The following is an 18,208-nucleotide window of genomic DNA, read 5'->3' as shown; positions in this document are numbered from 1 at the left end:
TCGGGCCCTTCGTGGCCCGATTTTTTTTGAATTGAAACGCGGAATCGAACCGATGCCGATTTCGCAAGCTGGCTACACTGGATGCATGCACGCTTGGGGGCGCGTGCTTGGCCCCCCTCATCGACTGCCATGCGCAAATTCGCCCGCTCACACTGGAAGATCATCATCGCGATCCTGCTTGCGGTCGTGCTGGCGACGCTGACCCTGGAAACCGATTCCGCGCCCGCCTCCGGCACCGGCCCCGACCTGTCGGTCCGCTTGCGCACGCATGTCGAGGCCATCGCCTCGACCAGACACGGCAGCGCCGCGCGCCACATCGAGACCATGCTGCAGGGCTACGGCTACGCACCGCGCAGCCACGAATACAAGGCCGGCGGCCAGCAGGTGCGCAACATCGAGGTCTCGGTATCCAACACGGCGCCGGGCGCCAGGCCCGAGCGCATTTTCATCGTCGGCGCCAAGGACAATGGCAGCGGCACCGCCGCCGTGCTGGAACTGGCGCGCCTGCTCAAGACCATGCAGCCGGGCCGCGGTACCGAAGTGAAGTTCGTCTTTCTCGTCGACGAGGAAGCAGCCTGGTTGTCCGGCGACGAGATGGGCAGCGGCAATTTTATCGCCTTCGTGGGCACGCTCGAATCCTCGGCCCTGGTGCGGCAGGCGCTGGCGGCCTTCAAGGCAGGGCCGGATTTCCCGGCCGAGGGCCTGGCGGCGCCGGCCCACGCGATGGGCGTGACCCTGTCGGACCACAGCGCCTACAACCGGCACGGCTACCCTGCCCTGATGCTCACCGATACCGCCTTCCTGCGCTATCCCTACTACCACACGCTCGATGATACGCCGGACAAGCCCGATTACGCGGGCATGGCGCGCGTCGTCAAGGGACTGGCGCGCACCATCGAGTCGCTGGCGGGTGCGGCACAAATCTGACGTCATGGGACGACGAGCGTGGTCTGGTTGTCGTAGGGTGGGCGGGTCCCCCGCCCGCGCGTTCAACTGTCAGGGAACAGACGCACCGCGGTACTTCACGGTGTGCTTGAACGCGCGGTCGGCATGCGCGTGATCCGGTCCACTGGACCAGATCACCCCTACGAGGTCAGAAACATCTCCTGCAGGTCGTTCAGGAAGCGCTGGCCCAGTTCGGTCGGCTTGATGAGCTTGTGATCCCGGTAGAGCAAGCCCTTGCCTTCCGCCTCGTTCAGGGCCTTGCCGATGGCGCTGATGTTCATGCCGGTGCGCTCGCCGAACAGATTCGGATCGAAGCCGTCGACCAGGCGCAGCGCGTTGAGCATGAACTCGAAGCCCATGTCGGCGCGTCCGATCTCGTGCTCTTCCTGCACCGGGTTGCCGCGCCTGGCGGCCTCGATGAAGGAGCCCGGCTGCTTGTAGCGCGCCTGGCGCAGCACGCGGTGCGGGAACGAGATCTTCGAATGCGCGCCGGCGCCGATGCCCAGGTAGTCGCCGAAACCCCAGTAGTTCAGGTTGTGTTTCGCCTGGCGGCCTTCCCTGGCGTAGGCCGAGACCTCGTAGTGCCGGTAGCCCGCGCCGGCGGTGGCCTCGAGAATCATGTCCTGCATGTCGGCGCTCAGGTCGTCGTCCGGCAGTGCCGGCGGATACTTCGCGAACACCGTGTTCGGTTCCATCGTCAGGTGGTACATCGACAGGTGCGGCGGCGCGAAGGACAGCGCGGTGTCCAGGTCGTGCCGGGCCTGCTCGAGTGTCTGCCCCGGCAGCGCGAACATCAGGTCGAGATTGAAGTTGTCGAAAGTAGAGCGCGCGATCTCCACCGCACGCAGGGCCTCGGCCTCGTCGTGGATGCGGCCCAGGGCCTTCAGGTGGGCGCCGTTGAAGCTCTGGATGCCGATCGACAGGCGGTTCACGCCGCTGTCGCGGTAGGACTTGAAGCGCTCGGCCTCGAAGGTGCCGGGGTTGGCCTCCATGGTGATCTCGGCGCCGATCTCCAGCGGCAACAGGGTGCGCACGTCGGACAGCAGGCGATCCAGGCCGGCGGCCGACATCAGGCTCGGGGTGCCGCCGCCGATGAAGACCGTGTGGATCTTGCGGCCCCAGATCATCGGCAGCGACTGCTCCAGGTCGAGGCGCACGGCGTCGAGGTAGTCTTTTTCCGGCAGCTCGCCCTTGGCCTCGTGCGAATTGAAGTCGCAGTAGGGGCACTTGCGCACGCACCACGGAAAGTGGATGTAGAGCGACAGCGGCGGCAGGGCCGCCAGGTTCAGGGCGCCGGGCTGCAGGTATTGCAGGGCCGTCGTGGCCGGGGAGCGCGGTTCGCTCGCGCTTTTGCCAGTGTCCGGGCCGGCGACTTTAATAGGTATCATATGCGCGGAATCATTTCAGTTTCTCTACCAGTGCACGCAACGCCTGGCCGCGGTGCGAATGGGCGTTCTTCACGCCTGGCTCGAGTTCGGCGGTGGTCTTGCCCAGCGACGGAATCAGGAAGTAGGGGTCGTAGCCGAAACCATTGGCGCCACGCGGCGTGTCGATGATCTCGCCATGCCACTGGCCGTCGGCGATGACCGGCTGTGGATCGTCGGCGTGGCGCACATAGACCAGCACGCAGTAGTAATACGCCGACTTGTCGGCGTGCCGGGCCAGGTCGGCGACCAGCTTCTCGTTGTTGCGGGCGTCGGATTTGGGTTCGCCGGCGAAGCGGGCCGAATACACCCCAGGCGCGCCGCCGAGCGCGTTGACGCACACGCCCGAGTCGTCCGCCAGTGCCGGCAGGCCGGTCAGGCGCGATGCGTGGCGCGCTTTCGCCAATGCGTTTTCCACGAAGGTGCCGAAGGGCTCCTCCGCTTCCGGCACATCGAATTCGCCCTGCGGATGCAGCGCGAAACCGATCGGTTCGAGCAGCTGGGCGAATTCCTTCAGTTTGCCGGCGTTGTTGGAGGCGAGGATCAGGCGTTGGGTCATGGCGCTCAGGTGGTCAGCAGCAGGTGAATAAAACGGGGGGGGTTATTTTACCGCTTCGGACCATGGCGCGCTTATGCAGACCGTTCCTTATGCAGCCAGCCCCAAGGACTGCTTCTGCAAGGTGATGAGTTCAGTAATCCCCAGCTGCCCCAGGTCGAGCAGGCGATTCATCCCGGCGCGATCGAAGGCCGCCCCTTCCGCCGTGCCCTGCACCTCGATGAAATGCCCCTGGTCGTTCATCACGACATTCATGTCGGTATCGCAAGCCGAATCCTCGAGATAATCCAGGTCCAGCACCGGCGTACCCTGGTATACGCCTACCGAGATTGCGGCCACGAAGTGCTTCACCGGCACCGCCCCCAGCACGCCCTGCCCCACCAGCGCATTGAAGGCGTCGTAGGCCGCCACCATCGCGCCGGTGATCGCGGCGGTGCGGGTGCCGCCGTCGGCCTGGATGACGTCGCAGTCCAGGTGCAGGGTGCGCTCGCCGAACGCTTCCAGTGCGAAGGCGGCGCGCAGCGAGCGGCCGATCAGGCGCTGGATTTCCTGCGTGCGGCCGGTCTGCTTGCCGCGCGCGGCTTCGCGGTCCATGCGGGTGTGCGTCGAACGCGGCAGCATGCCATATTCGGCCGTCAGCCAGCCCTGTCCCTTCCCCTTCAGGAAGCCCGGCACCTTCTCTTCGATGCTGGCGGTGCAGATCACCTTGGTGTCGCCGCACTCGATCAGGACCGACCCTTCGGCGTGCTTCGTGTACTGGCGGGTGATGCGGATGCTGCGCAGCTGGTCGACCGCGCGCCCGCTCGGGCGTTGTGCAAACGTCATGATTGGCCTTTTTATTTGAGTAACTGGGAAGATTTTTCGATCGCCTCGCGGATCTCGGCAATCGCTTTTTCGATTTCGGCCTCATCGAACGCATCGGCTGCGGCGGCGGCGCCCGGGGGGAGCGGCTGGCCGGCGGTGATCGTCGAGCTGACCTCGTCCTCGGGAAGCATCTGGGTCGAGATCACGCCGGGCGAGACGGCGCCATTGGCGTCCGCGCCCTGCCAGGTGATCGCCAGCGCGGTCGTGTTGTCGGCGCGCGCGCCGCCGATCGCGGCGGCCATGGTCACCATGTCCGGCACCGCCTGCACGATGGTCGAGGTGGACAGCCGGTGCACGATCTCGGCCTCGGGCAGCATACCCCACAGGCCATCGGAACACAGCAGCAGGGTATCGCCCGGTTCGAGGCTGGCCTGGCGCGAGATGTCGATCCTGGGCGCCTGGCTGGCGCCGAGGCAGTTCCATAGCTTGTTGCGGTCGGGATGGGTATTGCGGTCGGCTTCCGTCGCCCTGCCGCGCTCGATCAGGTGTTCGAGGTGCGAGTGGTCGCGCGTGCGCGCCAGCACCTGGTTGCGGCGCACCCAGTACAGGCGCGAGTCGCCGCAGTGCGCCCACACGGCGCAGTTGTGCTGCACCAGGCAGGCCACCACGGTGGTGCGCGGCGTCTCGGGCAGCTTGTGGGTTTCGGCATAGGCCAGGATGTCCCAGTGGGCCTGGGTCAAGGCCTCTTCCAGGAAACGCTCGGGCTTCTTGACGTAGGGTTTGGCCTGCATGCGGAACATCATCGACAGGGTCTGCAGCGCGATGGTCGCGGCGACCTCGCCGGCCAGGTGCCCGCCCATGCCGTCGGCCAGCACCAGCAGCAGCGCGTCGCGCGTGAAGCTGTAGCCCATGCGGTCCTGGTTGACCTTGCGCCCGCCGATGTGGGTCTGCTGGTAGACGGAAAACTGCATGTTCTCTCCTAGGCTTTACGCTTGAATCCCAGGCGCCCGGCGAGGCCGCGCCAGCCGGCTGCCGGCGCTTCCTGCTCGTCCTCCTCGGCCTGTGGCGCGATCGTGGGGGCGGCCTGCAGCACCTTCTGCATCGCGAACACGCTCTGCAGGCGCGCCAGCGGATCGGGCGCCATGCAGGAGCGGACCATGTCGATCAGCTCGGGCGAATAGCTGCCCTCCAGTCTTGCCAGCGCGGCTTCGGTCTTGTCGTCGACCCTGCGCGCTTCGACCGGCGGCGGCATCGTGCGCGTCATGCAGGCATACATGGCCGCGCCGATGCTGTAGATGTCGGTCCAGGGGCCGAGCGCGGCCGCCTTGCTGTACAGCTCGGGCGCCGCGAAGCCCGGGGTATACATCGGCGCCAGCATCGGCGCATCGATGTTGATGGTCTGGCGCGCCGCACCGAAGTCGAGCAGCAGCGGCGAGCCGTCGCTGCGCAGGTAGATATTCGCAGGTTTCAGGTCGAGGTGCAGCAGCTTGTTGGCGTGGACTTCGCGCACGCCGGCACAGACGCCGTTGAACAGCTGGCGGATCGAGGCTTCGCCCATGCGGCTGCCCTTGGCATGCAGGCGCGCGATGTGGTCCTGCAGCGTGTGGCCGGATTCGTAGGCCATCACCATGTACACCGTCTCGTGGGCGCGAAAGAAGTTCACCACCCGCACCACGTTCGGATGGACGATGCGCGCCAGCGCCCGTCCCTCTTCGAAGAAGCACTTCAGGCCGATGCGGAACACCGGCAGGTTGGGCTTGGACACGCTGGGCGCGAGCTCGCCCGGCGCGCGCAGGGCGAGCTGGCTGGGCAGGTATTCCTTGATGGCGACCGCGTTGCCTTCGGCGTCATATGCCAGATAAACAATACTGAACCCACCGGACGCAATTTTCTTTACAATGCGATATCCGGCAATTTCCAGGCCATCAGGCAGTGGGGCGTTATTCTGTGCGGCCATTCGTGTTCCTTGCTTAACACAGCAATTGTGTGGGATAAATGTCGCCTTTGTAAAGAATAAGAACGGGGACTTCATTGAGCATTTCTAGCATGACGGGTTATGCGGTAGCCACCAGCGAAGGCGCTGCCGGCACCCTCACCATCGAGATCAAGAGCGTCAATTCACGCTTCCTCGATCTCCAGTTCCGCATCAACGACGACCTGCGCGCACTCGAACCCGACCTGCGCGCCGCAATCATGGCCGCGATCACGCGCGGCAAGGTCGAGGTGCGCCTGTCGTTCGGCCGTAAAACGTCCGGCGGTTCGCAGGCGCTCAATGCGGAACTGCTGTCCGACCTCGCGCGCCTGCAGGCTGAAGTGACGAAGCACTTCGCGCAAGCGCCGCAGATGACGGTGGCCGAACTGCTGCGCTGGCCCGGCGTGATCGAAGAATCGACCGTGGGCCAGGAGTCGCTGCAGGGCGATGTCGCCGCCCTCACCGCCACCACCGTCGCCGCTTTCGTCGACAGCCGCAAGCGCGAAGGCGCGGCGCTGGAAGCGATGCTGCTGTCGCGTATCGACTCCATGGACGCGATCGTCAAGCGCATCACGCCCCTGATTCCGCAGGTGATCTCGCAGTTCCAGCAGAAGGCCATCGAGCGCATGCAGGACGCGCTGGGCCTGGCCGGCCACGGCAACCCGTCGACCCTGACGCGCCAGGAGGTACTGGAGCGCATCCGCCAGGAAGTGACGCTGTACGGCATCCGCATCGACGTGTCCGAAGAGCTGTCGCGCCTGTCGGCCCACCTGAACGAGACGCGCCATATCCTGAAGAAGGGCGGCCAGGTCGGCAAGCGCCTCGACTTCATGATGCAGGAACTGAACCGCGAGGCGAACACGCTGGGCGCCAAGGCGTCGGTGAAGGAGCTGGCCGATGCGTCGATGGAGCTGAAGCTGCTGATCGAGCAGATGCGCGAGCAGGTGCAGAACCTCGAATAATTTGTTGTCGCCGCGCAACGATACGCGGGCGATATTTGAACGCGTGGGCGGGAGACCCGCCCACCCTACGAACGGCGAACCGCTTTCGTAGGGTGGGCAAGTTTCTTGCCCACGCGTTCAACGTTATGATGAACACTCGTACCAGAACAAGGAACCACATATGATCACTCCCGCCCTCTCCGGCAGCCTGTTCGTCGTCGCCGCCCCCAGCGGCGCCGGCAAATCGACCCTGGTCAACGCCCTGCTGAAGCTGGAACCGGGCATCAAGCTATCGATCTCGACCACGACCCGCCCGCCGCGTCCGGGCGAGCAGGACGGCCGCGAGTACCATTTCACGACGGCGGAAGACTTCGTGTCGCGCGCCGACCGCGGCGAGTTTCTGGAATGGGCGGAAGTCCACGGCAACTACTACGGCACCAGCCGCCTGAGCGTGGAACAGGAAATGAGAAACGGCACCGACATCCTGCTGGAGATCGACTGGCAGGGTGCGCGCCAGGTGAAGAAGCAGTTTCCCGACGCCGCCGGCATCTTCATTTTGCCGCCGTCGATCGAGGCCCTGGAAGAGCGCCTGCACAAGCGCGGCACCGACGAGCCCCACATCATTACCCGCCGCCTGCTGGCCGCCGGGGGGGAGATCGCTCACGCTCCGGAGTTCGAGTATGCTATCATCAACGAAGAGTTCAACGTCGCCCTCTCGCAACTGCAGGCGATCGTCATAGCGACACGTTGCCGTTTCGCCCAACAGGCGGCGCGCAACGCCGACCTGTTTGCCCAGCTGGGAATCCACGCGCTACAAGCAACTTAAGCAAGCGAATGCAATATCGGCGCGGCGCCGCAAGGTTTGCCGCGATCTAGTCTATTTAGGAGTGACCCCATGGCCCGTATCACCATCGAAGATTGCCTCAAGAACATCCCTAACCGCTTCCAGCTGACCCTGGCCGCGACCTATCGCGCGCGCCAGCTGCTCCAGGGCCACACCCCGAAGGTCGAAGCCAAGGACAAGCCGACCGTCGTCGCGCTGCGCGAGATCGCCGCCGGTAAAGTCGGCGTCGAAATGCTGAAGAAGGTGCCGATGTAATACCCGGGGTGGCGGGTTTCGTTATTCTGTTATTCTGTGCCTACACTGGCTGATCGATAGAACGTATGAAATTGTCTTCCCCGGACTCGCCCCACGCAGCCACCCCTGCCCGGACCAAGCGCCCGGGCAAACCGCAAGAAGCCGAGGCACCGGCGCCCGCTCCGGGTGTCGCCTCGGTCACGCAGCTCATCAACAAGCTGTCCGACTACCTCACCCCCGCCGAACTCAAGAAAGTCAAGGAAGCCTACCGCTTCTCCGACGAGATGCACCTCGGCCAGGTCCGCAAGTCGGGCGAGCCCTACATCTCCCATCCGATCGCCGTCGCGGAAATCTGTGCCGAGTGGAAGCTCGACGCCCAGGCCATCATGGCCGCGCTGCTGCACGACGTGATCGAAGACCAGGACGTCAAGAAAGACGAGCTGATCGAGCGCTTCGGCGCCCAGGTCGCCAACATGGTCGACGGCCTGTCCAAGCTGGAAAAGATCGAATTCCAGAGCCAGGTCGAGGCCCAGGCCGAGAACTTCCGCAAGATGCTGCTGGCCATGGCCTCGGACGTGCGTGTGATCCTGATCAAGCTCGCCGACCGCCTGCACAATATGCGCACCATGGGCGTGATGGTGCCGGCCAAGCGCCGCCGCATCTCGCGCGAGACCATGGAAGTCTACGTCCCGATCGCGCACCGCCTCGGCCTGAACGGCATCTACCGCGAACTGCAGGACCTGTCGTTCGCGCACCTGTACCCGCTGCGCTACTTCACGCTGGCCAAGGCCGTCAAGGCGGCGCGCGGCAACCGGCGCGAGGTGGTCAAGAAGATCCTCGAGTCGGTCAAGAACCAGCTCTCCGCCAGCGGCATCACGGCCGAAGTCTACGGCCGCGAGAAGACCCTGTACGGCATCTACAAGAAGATGCGCAACAAGCACCTGTCGTTCTCGCAGGTGCTGGACGTGTACGGCTTCCGCGTGGTGGTCGACACCGTCCCGAACTGTTACGTGGCGCTCGGCACCCTGCACGCGCTGTACAAGCCGATGCCCGGCAAGTTCAAGGACTACATCGCGATCCGCAAGATCAATGGCTACCAGTCGCTGCATACCACCCTGATCGGCCCCTATGGCACGCCGGTCGAGTTCCAGATCCGCACCCAGGAGATGCACCGCACGGCGGAGTCCGGCGTGGCGGCGCACTGGCTGTACAAGACCGGCGATTCGAACATGTCGGACCTGCAGCAACGCACCCACGCGTGGCTGCAGTCCTTGCTCGACATCCAGCAACAAACCGGCGACTCGGCCGAATTCCTCGAGCACGTCAAGGTCGACCTGTTCCCGGATTCGGTCTACGTGTTCACGCCGAAATCGAAAATCATCGCGCTGCCGCGCGGCGCCACCGCGCTCGACTTCGCCTATTCGATCCACACCGGGATTGGCGACCATACGGTCTCGGTCAAGATCAACAACGAGCCCGCCCAGCTGCGCAACGAGCTGCACAACGGCGACATCGTCGAGATCGTCACCGATCCGGAATCGCGCCCGAGCCCCACCTGGCTGAGCTATGTCCGCACCGGCAAGGCGCGCTCCGCGATCCGCCACTACCTGCGCACGGTGAACGTCAACGAATCGGTCGAGCTGGGCCAGGAACTGCTGGCCGGCGCCCTGGCCGCGCGCAACATCAATCCGGAGCTGCCGCCAGCGACGGTCGAGAAGCTGCTGGCCGAGTCGTCCGCCAAGTCGATGGAAGAGCTGTATGCCGACATCGGCATCGGCAAGCGTATGCCGCAACTGGTGGCGCGCCACATCTTCGGCCTGATGGACGCCGATCCCGATCACAAGCCATCCAGCCTGCCCCTGCCCGCCGCCGACATCGACCCGGTCACGATCTACGGCAGCGAAGGCGTGTCGGTGCAGTTGGCGCCGTGCTGCCTGCCGATCCCGGGCGACCAGATCCTGGGCCAGCTGCGCCGCGACCAGGGCCTGGTGGTGCATACCGGCGACTGCCTGCCGGCCAAGCGCGTGCGCGCCAAGGAACCGGACCGCTGGATCGCCGTCCAGTGGGGCGAAGAACTGAACCGCCGCTTCGACTGCCGCATCCGCCTGCTCATCAACAACGAGAAGGGCATCCTGGCGCGCGTGGCGGCCGAGATTGGCGAGTCCGACGCCAACATCACCTACGTCGGCATGGACGAGGACGACGAACACATGATGACCCAGCTGCGCTTCACCATCCAGGTGAAAGACCGGGTGCACCTGGCGCAGCTGATCCGCAACCTGCGCAGGGTGGCGGGGGTCAACCGGGTCGAGCGCGAACGCTCCTGATTGTGAAAGGGCAGCGGCGGCCGGGAACCTCGCCCGGGCCCGCACGCAGCCTGCACGCCCAAGGCACTACTCACCCATTCGTGCGCTCGTTGCAAGCCATAACGTGCTCCTCTCCCGGCAGCGCGGCGCCTGACACCAGGATGCAAGCCAAGCCCCATTCTTGACGGTGGCAGGGGCATGGACTATCTTAACGGCCAGAAACCCGAGCCATTGTCGCCAGCCTTCCGTGCGGGAACCAAGAATGTCAGCGTCGAACGACGAAATCCAGAGGCTCGCCAACGAAGCGCTGCAAGCCGCGCTGCACGAAGCGGATGCCGACCGGCCCGCCCAGGCGGGCGAGCTGTACCGTGCAGTCCTCGCCCTCCAACCGGAAAGTGCCCAGGCCCATTTCGGGCTGGGCCTGCTCGAACGCCGGGCCGGCGACGCGGGCGCGGCGATCCCCCATTTCGCCAGTGCACTGCAGGCGGCGCCCGGCGAAGCCGCTTACTGGCTGGCCTACATCGACACCTTGATGGAAGCACGCCAGTTCGGCACCGCGGCCGAACTGATCGGGCTCGGCCGCCAGCACGGACTGGAAGGCCCGGAGATCGACGCCTTGGAGCGCCAGCTCGACGCCGGCGGCGAGCCGGATCCTGGCGAAGTCGAGGCCGCCGCTGCCCTGTATGCGCAAGGACAACTGGAAGCGGCCGGCGACGCGGCGCGCGCACTGACCGAACGCTTTCCCCAGCACGGTTTCGGCTGGAAGCTGCTTGCCGCCGTGCTGTACAAGAAGCGCGACCTGGACGATGCCATGCAGGCGATGCGACGGGCGGTGCACTATGCGCCGGACGATGCTGAAACGCTGTGCAACTTCGGCCTGCTGCTCAAGCGCTCCGGGCAGTACCAGGAAGCGAAGAGCGTGCTGGAACAGTCGATCGCGCTGCTTCCGGAGAACGCCGATGCGCACACCCGCCTCGCCGGCACCCTGGCCGACCTCGGGCTGCTGGACGAGGCGCATGCCAGCATCAGGACAGCGCTGGAACTCAGCCCGGACTCGCTCGACGCGTGGCACTTGCTTGCCGTGATTTATGAACTGGAAGGCAAGACCGACGAGGCGGTCGCCACCTACCGCCGCGTACTGGCGAGGAAACCTGATCATCTCGACACACGCTGCAACCTGTTGTTCTGCCTGAGCCATACGGTGGGCGTCCCGCCTGCGGAGCTGTTCCATGAACACCGCCGTTACGGCCAACTGCTGGAGGCGCAGGCCGCCACCCTGGGCGTTCCGCCAGCGTGGGCCAATCCGCGGGAGGCTGGACGCTGCCTGCGGATCGGCTTCGTGTCGGGTGACTTCCGCCACCACGCAGTGGCCAGCTTCATCAAGCCCGTACTCGAGCAGCTTGCCGGGCGCCCGGGACTGAGCCTGTACGCCTACTATAATTTTCCGGCGCACGACCACATCACGGCGCAGCTGCGCGCCCTGGTGCCGCAATGGCGCGACATCGCCGAGCTCGACGACATCGCGGTCGAGCGCCTGATCCGCGCCGACGGCATCGATATCCTGATCGACCTGTCCGGTCCGACCGCTTTCAACCGCCTGCCGGTATTCGCACGAAGGGCGGCGCCGCTGCAGGCCACCTGGATCGGCTACCCGGGCACGACCGGCCTGGCCACGATGGATTACCTGCTGACCGACCGGCACCTGGCGCCGCCTGGACGCTTCGACGAGCAGTTCACGGAAAAGCTGGTGTCACTGCCCATGGCGTTTGCGTTCGGACCAGCCCCGAACGCGCCCGCGCCCGTGCCGCCGCCCGCGCTGAAGAACGGTTTCATGACTTTCGGCAGCTTCAACCGGCTCAGCAAGTTCAGCCCTGAAGTCGTCGCCGTGTGGGGGAGGCTGTTGCGCGCGCTGCCCGATGCGCGCCTGATCCTGGCCGGCATGCCCGAGGGCGGCAGCGGGCACGAACGACTGCGCGGCTGGCTGCGGGACGAAGGCGTCGACATGGACCGCGTCCGCTTTCATCCTCGCGCCGGGATGGGCGACTACCTCGCCATGTACAACGCGATCGACCTGTGCCTCGACACCTTCCCGTATTCAGGCGGCACCACCAGCATCCACGCACTGTACATGGGCGTGCCCACGCTGACGCTGGCCGGCAATACGATGGTCGGACGGCAGACTGTATCCGTCCTCGAGCACAGCGGCCTGGCGCAATTTGTCGCCGAGGATGGCGACGACTTCGTCCGCAAAGGCATCGCGGCGAGCCGGGACCTGGCAGCGCTGGCCGAGCTGCGCGCCGGACTGCGCACCAGTTCGCCGCTGTGGCAGGCGGACACCGTGCCGCGCATCGTCGATGGTCTCGAGCACGCGCTGCGCCTGATGTGGGAGCGCTGGTGCGCTGGTCTGCCGGCCGCGGCGCTCGACCTCATGCCAGCGACAGCGCCTCCCTCGGGCGCGCCACCGGCATCCTCCTAAGACCTGGTAGCGGCCCTTGGACAAGGGCCGGCTCATCCATTCGTGCGCGCTTATCTTTTTGTCCATATTACGATGCAGATGTTACTTACCCAAGAAAGCGTCACATGAACAAATCGTTCCTCCGCCTCGCCGCTGCCTCGCTGATGCTGGGCGCATCGTTCTCCGCGTCGGCCAAATCCTTCGTTACGAAACCCCTGGTCATCGCCGGCGTCGTGCAGGAGGTGGTCGGCCCATCGCTACGCTGCGCCTCAAAGATGGGCGGCACGATCACCGGGCACGGCGGCGATCCGGCGATTGGACCCGTTGTCTTCATCGGTACCGATTGCATCACGCCCAGCGGCCCGCTGTTCAACTTTACCGACGGTCGCATCACCATCGTCACCAAGACTGGTGAACTTATCTTCGCAAACTACGCCGGACAGTTTGTGCCCACTGGCGAAGGAACCAAATACGTGTTCAGTAATGCGAGCTTCCAGATCACCGGCGGCACCGGACGCTATTTCAGGGCGTCGGGCGGCGGCGGCTTTACCGGCGGCGAGGACATGGCAACTGGTGCCGGCACGATCAAATTAAACGGAAAAATTACCTATTTCGAGTAAGCGGCACATTCGGGTTTGCCAACAGGAAGCACCCAATGATAATGTTGCCGTTCTCTACAGATCGGAGAACATCATGAAACGGGTCACTGGCATCGGCGGCATCTTCTTCCACGCGCAAGACCCGGTGTCGCTGCGCGCCTGGTATGCGCGCCACCTCGGCGTCGACGTGCAGGACTGGGGCGGCGCCGCACTCACGTGGTCGGACGAGGCGCGCAAGCCGGATGGGGGCGTCACCGTCTGGTCGATCGGCCAGGCCGGCAACGGGCACTTTTCCCCGGGCACGGCGAACTTCATGATCAACTACCGGGTCGCCGACCTGGACGCCCTGCTGCAGGCCTTGCGCGATGAAGGCTGCCATGTGCTGGAGAAAGCCGACGATTCCGAATTCGGCAAGTTCGGCTGGGTAATCGACCCCGAGGGCAACAAGGTCGAGCTGTGGGAGCCGCCCGCGGGGCAGTGAGCCGCTGCGGGCGCGAAGCGCAAACGCTCAGCCTGCCAGCGCCGCGCGCTGGCGCTCTTCCTGCTCGCGCAGTTCCGGGCTCAATGCGTCGCCGAAGTCTTCCAAGTCGAAGATCTGGCGGATCTCGATCTCGGCTTCGCCGCCGAGCATCGGCATCGGCACCCGCTTGACCCAGTCGATCGCCTCTTCCTTCGATGCCACCTGCCAGATCCAGAAGCCGGCCAGCAGTTCCTTGGTCTCGGCGAAGGGGCCGTCGACCACGCGCACCGCGCCGTCCTTGCCGAAGTGCACGCGCGCGCCGCGTGAGGAGGGATGCAGGCCCTCGCCCGACACCATCACGCCGGCCTTGATCAGCTCGTCATTGAATTTGCCCATGTCCGTGAGCAGCTTTTCGTCGGGCATCTCGCCGGCTTCACTGTGTTTGTCCGCTTTCAGCAAAATCATGAATCGCATTGCATCCTCCGTGGTGTGTGGTCAGGAATGGCAGCGTGTGCCGCCGTTTGATACGACGACGATCGGCGCAAGGTGGAATCGACACCGCGCGCCGGCTTTTTTTAATGTTTTTTCAGCGGTGCGGACAGCAAAATGGCGTCGAACGCCGCGCAGGCCCCGGCGCAGGCCTCGGCGATCTCCTGCGGGGTGGTGACGCGCTCGCGCAAGGCCAGCATGAAGGCGCGCCAGCGCGGGCCCGGGCCGCCCTCCTCGCCGTGCAGGTAGCGCAGCGGGTGCGGCGCCAGCGGCGTGGAAAGCCTGGCGTACAGGACGGCACCGCCCAGCTGCGAACCTTCGATCACGTAGGCGACGCCCCAGCGGTAGGCGGCGCTGGCTTCCAGCGGCCAGTCGACCGCAGGACGCAGGGGCGCCGGCTCCGGCATGCCGGGCTCGGCAAGGTCGGCCTGAATCAGGCCCAGGCGCGCCGTGGCCGGCAGCGTGGGCTCGGCCTGGGGGCCGTCGGTGAAACCGGCCTGCCAGCGCTCGAGCGGCGCCAGCCAGTCGCGCAGCATGACCAGGTGCGCGGCGTAATCGTCGAGGGAAGGATGGGCTGCGGACAAGGGCAGGCCGCTGTCGAGCCGCTCGTGCCGCGAGGCAGTGGCAGTCCGCAGCGCGGCCAGGACATCGGTGTCGCGCACTGCGTCGTTGGAACGGTTCATGAAGGCATTAGTCCGTGATGGGTTCCGGATAATCGACGGACAGTATCTCCAGCTCGTCCGTACCGAGCGGGGTCTGCAAGCTGATGACATCCCCTTCGCGCCCCTTGGTCAGGGCGCGCGCCACCGGCGAGACCCAGCTGATCTTGCCGCGCAGCGGGTCGAGCTCGTCGATGCCGACGATGGTCACGGTATGTTCCTCGCCCGCCTTGTTGAGGTAGGCCACGGTGGCGCCGAAGAAGACCTGGTCGTTGCCGTAATGCACGCTCGGATCGACCACGAAGGCCGAATCCATGCGCTTGGTGAGAAAGCGGATGCGGCGGTCGATCTCGCGCAGGCGGCGCTTGCCGTAGATATAGTCGCCGTTTTCCGAACGGTCGCCGTTCGAGGCGGCCCAGTGCACCACTTTCACGACCTCGGGGCGGTCGACGTCGATCAGCTGCAGCAGCTCGTCCTTGATGGCCTTGTAGCCGGCGGGCGTGATGTAGTTCTTGGCGCCGGCGGGAATGGCCTGGGCCAGCGCCAACGCCTCCGCGTCGTCGTCGTCATTGTCCGATTCTTTAACGAATGCCTTGTTCATGCCCCTATTGTAACGGCAGCGGCGCCCCCATCGCATCGCTTGCCGTATCATGCTCAGCATGAGCCGAGCAAATCCGCCAATCCCCCCGATCCTGGTGCGCGCGCTGCGCGCCGCCTTCGCGTCCGGGCGCCGCGGCCTGCGCGTGCTGCTGCGCCGCCTGGGGCGCCAGCCCGGCCACCTGGTCCGCGTGCTCGGACGGCTCACGATACGCTCGCGGGCGCGCCGCCAGGGCCAGTCTGAAACAGAAAACCCATGAGCCCGACACCTTTCCTGGCCGCCGAAATGCAGGCGGCCGCTTCGGAAATCTATTTGCTGGATGGCGCCACCCTGGCGGTGATCGACGCCAACCAGGCTGCGCGCCTGAACCTCGGCATGGATGCCGTCCAGCTTGCGGCAATGGACATCCATGTCCTCGCACCCAGCCTCGACCGCGCGGCGCTGGCCGGCCTGCTGGACGGGCTGGGCGACGACATCGGCGCCCAGGTCAGCCTGCGCACCCGCCTGCGGCGCGCCGACGGCAGCAGCTATCCGGTGCGGCTGTGTTTCCTGCGCATCGTGCGCGACGGGCGTTCGCTGCTGCTGGCGATCGCCGACGATCTCAGCCTGGAACAAGCCTCGGCGCAGGCGCTGGCCCAGTCGCAGGCGCGCTTCGACGCCATCGTGCGCAATACCCCCGGGCTGGTGTACCAATTCGTGCTGCACCCCGACGGGCAGTCGGATTTTCCCTGGCTGAGCGAAGGCTGCTCGGCGCTGCTCGGGCTGTCGGTCCTGGAGCTGCAGCATGACGCCACCCTGTTCGAGCGCCTGATCCTGCCGGAGGACCGCAAGGGCTACCTGGAATCGATGGCGGCGTCGCGCGCCGCCATGTCGGGCTGGAACTGGGAAGGCCGGATCTGGATCGACGCCTGGAAGGACGTCAAGTGGATCAACCTGCGCGCCACCCCGCACCCCATCGACGGCGGCGCGGTGCAGTGGGACGGCATCATGACCAACATCACCGCCAGCAAGGGCGAGCAGCAGGAAGTGGTGCGCTCGCGCGCGCGCCTGGCCGAGCTGACCGACCACATCGAACAGGTCAAGGAACAGGAACGGGCGCGCATCGCGCGCGAGATCCACGACGACCTCGGCGGCAACCTCACGGCCATCAAGATGGCCCTCGCCATGCTGGCCGCGCGCCTGCCGGACAGCCAGCCGGCCGTGCTGGAAAAGGCGCATTATCTCGACGACCTGGTCGACCGCACGATCGAGGCGGTGCACCGCATCTCGCTCGACCTGCGCCCGACCATGCTCGACCTCGGCATCGTGGCGGCGCTCGAATGGCAGGCCAGGGAATTCGAGAAGCAGATGGGCATTGCCTGCATCTTCCGCTGTCCAGAGACCGACATCGTGCTCGACGACGACCATGCCACCGCCCTGTTCCGCATCTTCCAGGAAGCGCTGACCAATATCGCCAAGCACGCCGGCGCCACCCGGGTCACGGTGGCATTGCGGCGCCAGCGCGCCCACCTGACCCTGAACATCTGCGACAACGGGCGCGGCATCGTTCCGGGCGACCGCCTCAAGCCGCACTCGTTCGGCCTGCGCGGCATGAGCGAGCGCGCCAAGGCGCTCGGCGGAACGCTGGCCTTGTCGTCCGCGCCCGGAGGTGGCACGATGGTGACCATCAAGACCAGGCTGGCACACCCTGCCAAACCAGACCAGAATGAGTGACAAAGCAACAATCCGGGTATTCATCGCCGACGACCATGCGATCGTGCGCGAGGGCCTGAAGCAGATCCTGGCCGAGCAGCGCGACATCATCGTCGCGGGCGAAGCCGAGACCGGCATCGATGCCGTCAAGCTGGTCGGCAAGGCGCGGCCGCACGTAATGCTGCTCGACATCTCCCTGCCCGACCGCAATGGCATCGAGGTACTCAAGCAGATCAAGAAGGACAAGCCGGACCTGGCGGTGCTGATGCTGTCGATGCACCGCGAAGACCAGTACGCGATCCGTTCGCTGAAGGCCGGCGCGGCCGGCTACATGACCAAGCAGAGCGCCCCGCGCGAACTCGTGACCGCGATCCGCCAGGTGGCGGCCGGCCAGAAGTACGTCAGCGCCGCACTGGCCCAGACCCTGGCGGCCCAGGTCGGCGAAGACCACGAGGCGCCGCCGCACGACGCCTTGTCCGACCGCGAATACCAGACCCTGACCATGATCGCCTCCGGGATGTCGGTCAGCGACATCGCGCGCGAACTGTCGCTGTCGGTGAAGACGGTGAGCGAATACCGGGCGCGGCTGCTGGCCAAGATGAAGCTCAAGAACAGCGCGGAACTGACGCATTACGCGATCCGCAACCAGCTCGTGGGGTGATCGTTTGTAGATACCGTCTCGGGTGTCAAGCAGCCTGGGCGTGATCCGGGGTATACCTCGTTCTCGTCTTCACCACACCGAAGCAGAGGTGTACAAGCTTGCGCATAGCGGCACCGACGATCGCCATCGGCGTCTTGCCTTTGGCGGTCAACCGCTCCTTGAGTGCTCGTATATGTGGATTCCACTTCAAGGCCGTAATAGCGGGCATGTACAGGGCGGCGCGTATTGTCTTTGGTCCGGCCTTGGAGAGTTTGGGTCGAGCGTGAAGGCTAGTACCCGATTGGCGCTCCACGGGCACCAAGCCAAGATAGGCAGCTAGTTGTTCGGCTGAGCGAAATTGATGCGTATGCATTACTGACAGCATATGGTGCCCTGTTTCCGATCCGACGCCAGGAATGCTGGTCAAGAGCTTCATGTCGTCTTTGAGATCGGGATGGCGGTCGATATGTGCCTTGATCTTCTTCCGGATCGCTTTTAACTGGATGTTGAGAAATTCAATCGTTTCATCAATCGACACGAGCACATCGCTTGGCGCTCGACCGATGACAGATTTCTCCCTGCGGTTCTGC

General features: G+C 65.3%; 20 protein-coding genes. 11 read left to right on the top strand and 9 right to left on the bottom strand.

Going from position 1 to position 18,208, the window contains the following annotated elements:
- Nucleotides 1-129: 129 nt before the first annotated feature.
- Nucleotides 130-927: a M28 family peptidase gene (locus AC56LU_RS08525; RefSeq protein WP_497175160.1), complete on the top strand. Its 798-nt coding sequence runs from the start codon at nt 130-132 to the stop codon at nt 925-927.
- A 158-nt stretch (nt 928-1,085) separates the two neighbouring features.
- On the opposite strand, the gene hemW is transcribed toward AC56LU_RS08525, so the two are convergent.
- From hemW to AC56LU_RS08500, 5 genes are all read right to left on the bottom strand, one after another.
- Entirely contained in the window at nt 1,086-2,333 is a 1,248-nt protein-coding gene (gene hemW / locus AC56LU_RS08520) for a radical SAM family heme chaperone HemW (RefSeq protein WP_497175159.1), read from the bottom strand.
- Nucleotides 2,334-2,343: 10 nt separating this feature from the next.
- Nucleotides 2,344-2,928, bottom strand: a complete 585-nt coding sequence (rdgB, locus tag AC56LU_RS08515; RefSeq protein WP_497175158.1) for an RdgB/HAM1 family non-canonical purine NTP pyrophosphatase — start codon at nt 2,926-2,928, stop codon at nt 2,344-2,346.
- 87 nt (nt 2,929-3,015) lie between these two features.
- Complete coding sequence (gene rph / locus AC56LU_RS08510; RefSeq protein WP_497175157.1) at nt 3,016-3,750, bottom strand: ribonuclease PH; 735 nt, start codon at nt 3,748-3,750, stop codon at nt 3,016-3,018.
- A gap of 11 nt (nt 3,751-3,761) precedes the next feature.
- A complete protein-coding gene (locus AC56LU_RS08505; RefSeq protein WP_497175156.1) occupies nt 3,762-4,700 on the bottom strand; it encodes a PP2C family protein-serine/threonine phosphatase in 939 nt (312 codons plus the stop codon).
- Nucleotides 4,701-4,708: 8 nt separating this feature from the next.
- Nucleotides 4,709-5,686 carry a serine/threonine protein kinase gene (locus tag AC56LU_RS08500; protein ID WP_497175155.1) on the bottom strand — a complete coding sequence of 326 codons (978 nt, stop codon included), beginning with the start codon at nt 5,684-5,686 and terminating at the stop codon, nt 4,709-4,711.
- A gap of 89 nt (nt 5,687-5,775) precedes the next feature.
- On the opposite strand from AC56LU_RS08500, the gene AC56LU_RS08495 reads away from it, so the two are divergent.
- From AC56LU_RS08495 to AC56LU_RS08465, 7 genes are all read left to right on the top strand, one after another.
- Nucleotides 5,776-6,663 carry a YicC/YloC family endoribonuclease gene (locus AC56LU_RS08495; RefSeq protein WP_497175437.1) on the top strand — a complete coding sequence of 296 codons (888 nt, stop codon included), beginning with the start codon at nt 5,776-5,778 and terminating at the stop codon, nt 6,661-6,663.
- A 160-nt stretch (nt 6,664-6,823) separates the two neighbouring features.
- Complete coding sequence (gene gmk / locus AC56LU_RS08490) at nt 6,824-7,468, top strand: guanylate kinase (protein WP_497175154.1); 645 nt, start codon at nt 6,824-6,826, stop codon at nt 7,466-7,468.
- A 69-nt stretch (nt 7,469-7,537) separates the two neighbouring features.
- Nucleotides 7,538-7,741 carry a DNA-directed RNA polymerase subunit omega gene (rpoZ, locus tag AC56LU_RS08485; protein WP_193688750.1) on the top strand — a complete coding sequence of 68 codons (204 nt, stop codon included), beginning with the start codon at nt 7,538-7,540 and terminating at the stop codon, nt 7,739-7,741.
- A gap of 65 nt (nt 7,742-7,806) precedes the next feature.
- Nucleotides 7,807-10,047, top strand: coding sequence for a RelA/SpoT family protein (locus AC56LU_RS08480; RefSeq protein ID WP_497175153.1), 2,241 nt, complete (start codon nt 7,807-7,809; stop codon nt 10,045-10,047).
- Between the two features lie 241 nt (nt 10,048-10,288).
- Nucleotides 10,289-12,502: an O-linked N-acetylglucosamine transferase, SPINDLY family protein gene (locus AC56LU_RS08475; RefSeq protein ID WP_497175152.1), complete on the top strand. Its 2,214-nt coding sequence runs from the start codon at nt 10,289-10,291 to the stop codon at nt 12,500-12,502.
- Between the two features lie 104 nt (nt 12,503-12,606).
- Nucleotides 12,607-13,101, top strand: a complete 495-nt coding sequence (locus tag AC56LU_RS08470) for a hypothetical protein (RefSeq protein WP_497175151.1) — start codon at nt 12,607-12,609, stop codon at nt 13,099-13,101.
- Nucleotides 13,102-13,174: 73 nt separating this feature from the next.
- Nucleotides 13,175-13,561: a VOC family protein gene (locus AC56LU_RS08465; RefSeq protein ID WP_497175150.1), complete on the top strand. Its 387-nt coding sequence runs from the start codon at nt 13,175-13,177 to the stop codon at nt 13,559-13,561.
- 27 nt (nt 13,562-13,588) lie between these two features.
- Here AC56LU_RS08465 and AC56LU_RS08460 read toward each other — a convergent pair whose 3' ends face one another.
- From AC56LU_RS08460 to greB, 3 genes are all read right to left on the bottom strand, one after another.
- Nucleotides 13,589-14,014 (bottom strand): YciI family protein, encoded by a 426-nt coding sequence (locus AC56LU_RS08460; protein WP_497175149.1) that lies wholly within the window; start codon nt 14,012-14,014, stop codon nt 13,589-13,591.
- Nucleotides 14,015-14,115: 101 nt separating this feature from the next.
- On the bottom strand, nt 14,116-14,712 hold the full coding sequence (locus AC56LU_RS08455; RefSeq protein WP_497175148.1) for a biliverdin-producing heme oxygenase: 597 nt from the start codon (nt 14,710-14,712) through the stop codon (nt 14,116-14,118).
- 7 nt (nt 14,713-14,719) lie between these two features.
- On the bottom strand, nt 14,720-15,289 hold the full coding sequence (gene greB, locus AC56LU_RS08450) for a transcription elongation factor GreB (protein WP_497175147.1): 570 nt from the start codon (nt 15,287-15,289) through the stop codon (nt 14,720-14,722).
- Nucleotides 15,290-15,347: 58 nt separating this feature from the next.
- Here greB and AC56LU_RS08445 point away from each other — a divergent pair, with 58 nt between their 5' ends.
- From AC56LU_RS08445 to AC56LU_RS08435, 3 genes are read left to right on the top strand one after another with little or no spacing between them, the layout of a single operon-like run.
- Complete coding sequence (locus AC56LU_RS08445) at nt 15,348-15,545, top strand: hypothetical protein (RefSeq protein WP_497175146.1); 198 nt, start codon at nt 15,348-15,350, stop codon at nt 15,543-15,545.
- A complete protein-coding gene (locus AC56LU_RS08440) occupies nt 15,542-16,999 on the top strand; it encodes a sensor histidine kinase (protein ID WP_497175145.1) in 1,458 nt (485 codons plus the stop codon). The genes AC56LU_RS08445 and AC56LU_RS08440 overlap by 4 nt, the downstream gene beginning before the upstream one ends.
- On the top strand, nt 16,992-17,639 hold the full coding sequence (locus AC56LU_RS08435; RefSeq protein ID WP_497175144.1) for a response regulator: 648 nt from the start codon (nt 16,992-16,994) through the stop codon (nt 17,637-17,639). Before AC56LU_RS08440 ends, AC56LU_RS08435 begins: the two co-directional genes overlap by 8 nt.
- Before the next feature lie 25 nt (nt 17,640-17,664).
- Here AC56LU_RS08435 and AC56LU_RS08430 read toward each other — a convergent pair.
- On the bottom strand, nt 17,665-18,208 hold a 544-nt coding region (locus AC56LU_RS08430), incomplete at its 5' end, for a transposase (RefSeq protein WP_497175143.1).

Source organism: Telluria sp. PB2R4 (assembly GCF_059685695.1).
This window is presented reverse-complemented; position numbering and strand designations above follow the sequence as displayed.

Coding starts and splice junctions, on each gene's coding strand:
- AC56LU_RS08525 (WP_497175160.1), top strand. CDS start 130: ATGCGCAAATTCGCCCGCTCACACTGGAAGATCATCATCGCGATCCTG.
- hemW (WP_497175159.1), bottom strand. CDS start 2,333: ATGATACCTATTAAAGTCGCCGGCCCGGACACTGGCAAAAGCGCGAGC.
- rdgB (WP_497175158.1), bottom strand. CDS start 2,928: ATGACCCAACGCCTGATCCTCGCCTCCAACAACGCCGGCAAACTGAAG.
- rph (WP_497175157.1), bottom strand. CDS start 3,750: ATGACGTTTGCACAACGCCCGAGCGGGCGCGCGGTCGACCAGCTGCGC.
- AC56LU_RS08505 (WP_497175156.1), bottom strand. CDS start 4,700: ATGCAGTTTTCCGTCTACCAGCAGACCCACATCGGCGGGCGCAAGGTC.
- AC56LU_RS08500 (WP_497175155.1), bottom strand. CDS start 5,686: ATGGCCGCACAGAATAACGCCCCACTGCCTGATGGCCTGGAAATTGCC.
- AC56LU_RS08495 (WP_497175437.1), top strand. CDS start 5,776: ATGACGGGTTATGCGGTAGCCACCAGCGAAGGCGCTGCCGGCACCCTC.
- gmk (WP_497175154.1), top strand. CDS start 6,824: ATGATCACTCCCGCCCTCTCCGGCAGCCTGTTCGTCGTCGCCGCCCCC.
- rpoZ (WP_193688750.1), top strand. CDS start 7,538: ATGGCCCGTATCACCATCGAAGATTGCCTCAAGAACATCCCTAACCGC.
- AC56LU_RS08480 (WP_497175153.1), top strand. CDS start 7,807: ATGAAATTGTCTTCCCCGGACTCGCCCCACGCAGCCACCCCTGCCCGG.
- AC56LU_RS08475 (WP_497175152.1), top strand. CDS start 10,289: ATGTCAGCGTCGAACGACGAAATCCAGAGGCTCGCCAACGAAGCGCTG.
- AC56LU_RS08470 (WP_497175151.1), top strand. CDS start 12,607: ATGAACAAATCGTTCCTCCGCCTCGCCGCTGCCTCGCTGATGCTGGGC.
- AC56LU_RS08465 (WP_497175150.1), top strand. CDS start 13,175: ATGAAACGGGTCACTGGCATCGGCGGCATCTTCTTCCACGCGCAAGAC.
- AC56LU_RS08460 (WP_497175149.1), bottom strand. CDS start 14,014: ATGCGATTCATGATTTTGCTGAAAGCGGACAAACACAGTGAAGCCGGC.
- AC56LU_RS08455 (WP_497175148.1), bottom strand. CDS start 14,712: ATGAACCGTTCCAACGACGCAGTGCGCGACACCGATGTCCTGGCCGCG.
- greB (WP_497175147.1), bottom strand. CDS start 15,289: ATGAACAAGGCATTCGTTAAAGAATCGGACAATGACGACGACGACGCG.
- AC56LU_RS08445 (WP_497175146.1), top strand. CDS start 15,348: ATGAGCCGAGCAAATCCGCCAATCCCCCCGATCCTGGTGCGCGCGCTG.
- AC56LU_RS08440 (WP_497175145.1), top strand. CDS start 15,542: ATGAGCCCGACACCTTTCCTGGCCGCCGAAATGCAGGCGGCCGCTTCG.
- AC56LU_RS08435 (WP_497175144.1), top strand. CDS start 16,992: ATGAGTGACAAAGCAACAATCCGGGTATTCATCGCCGACGACCATGCG.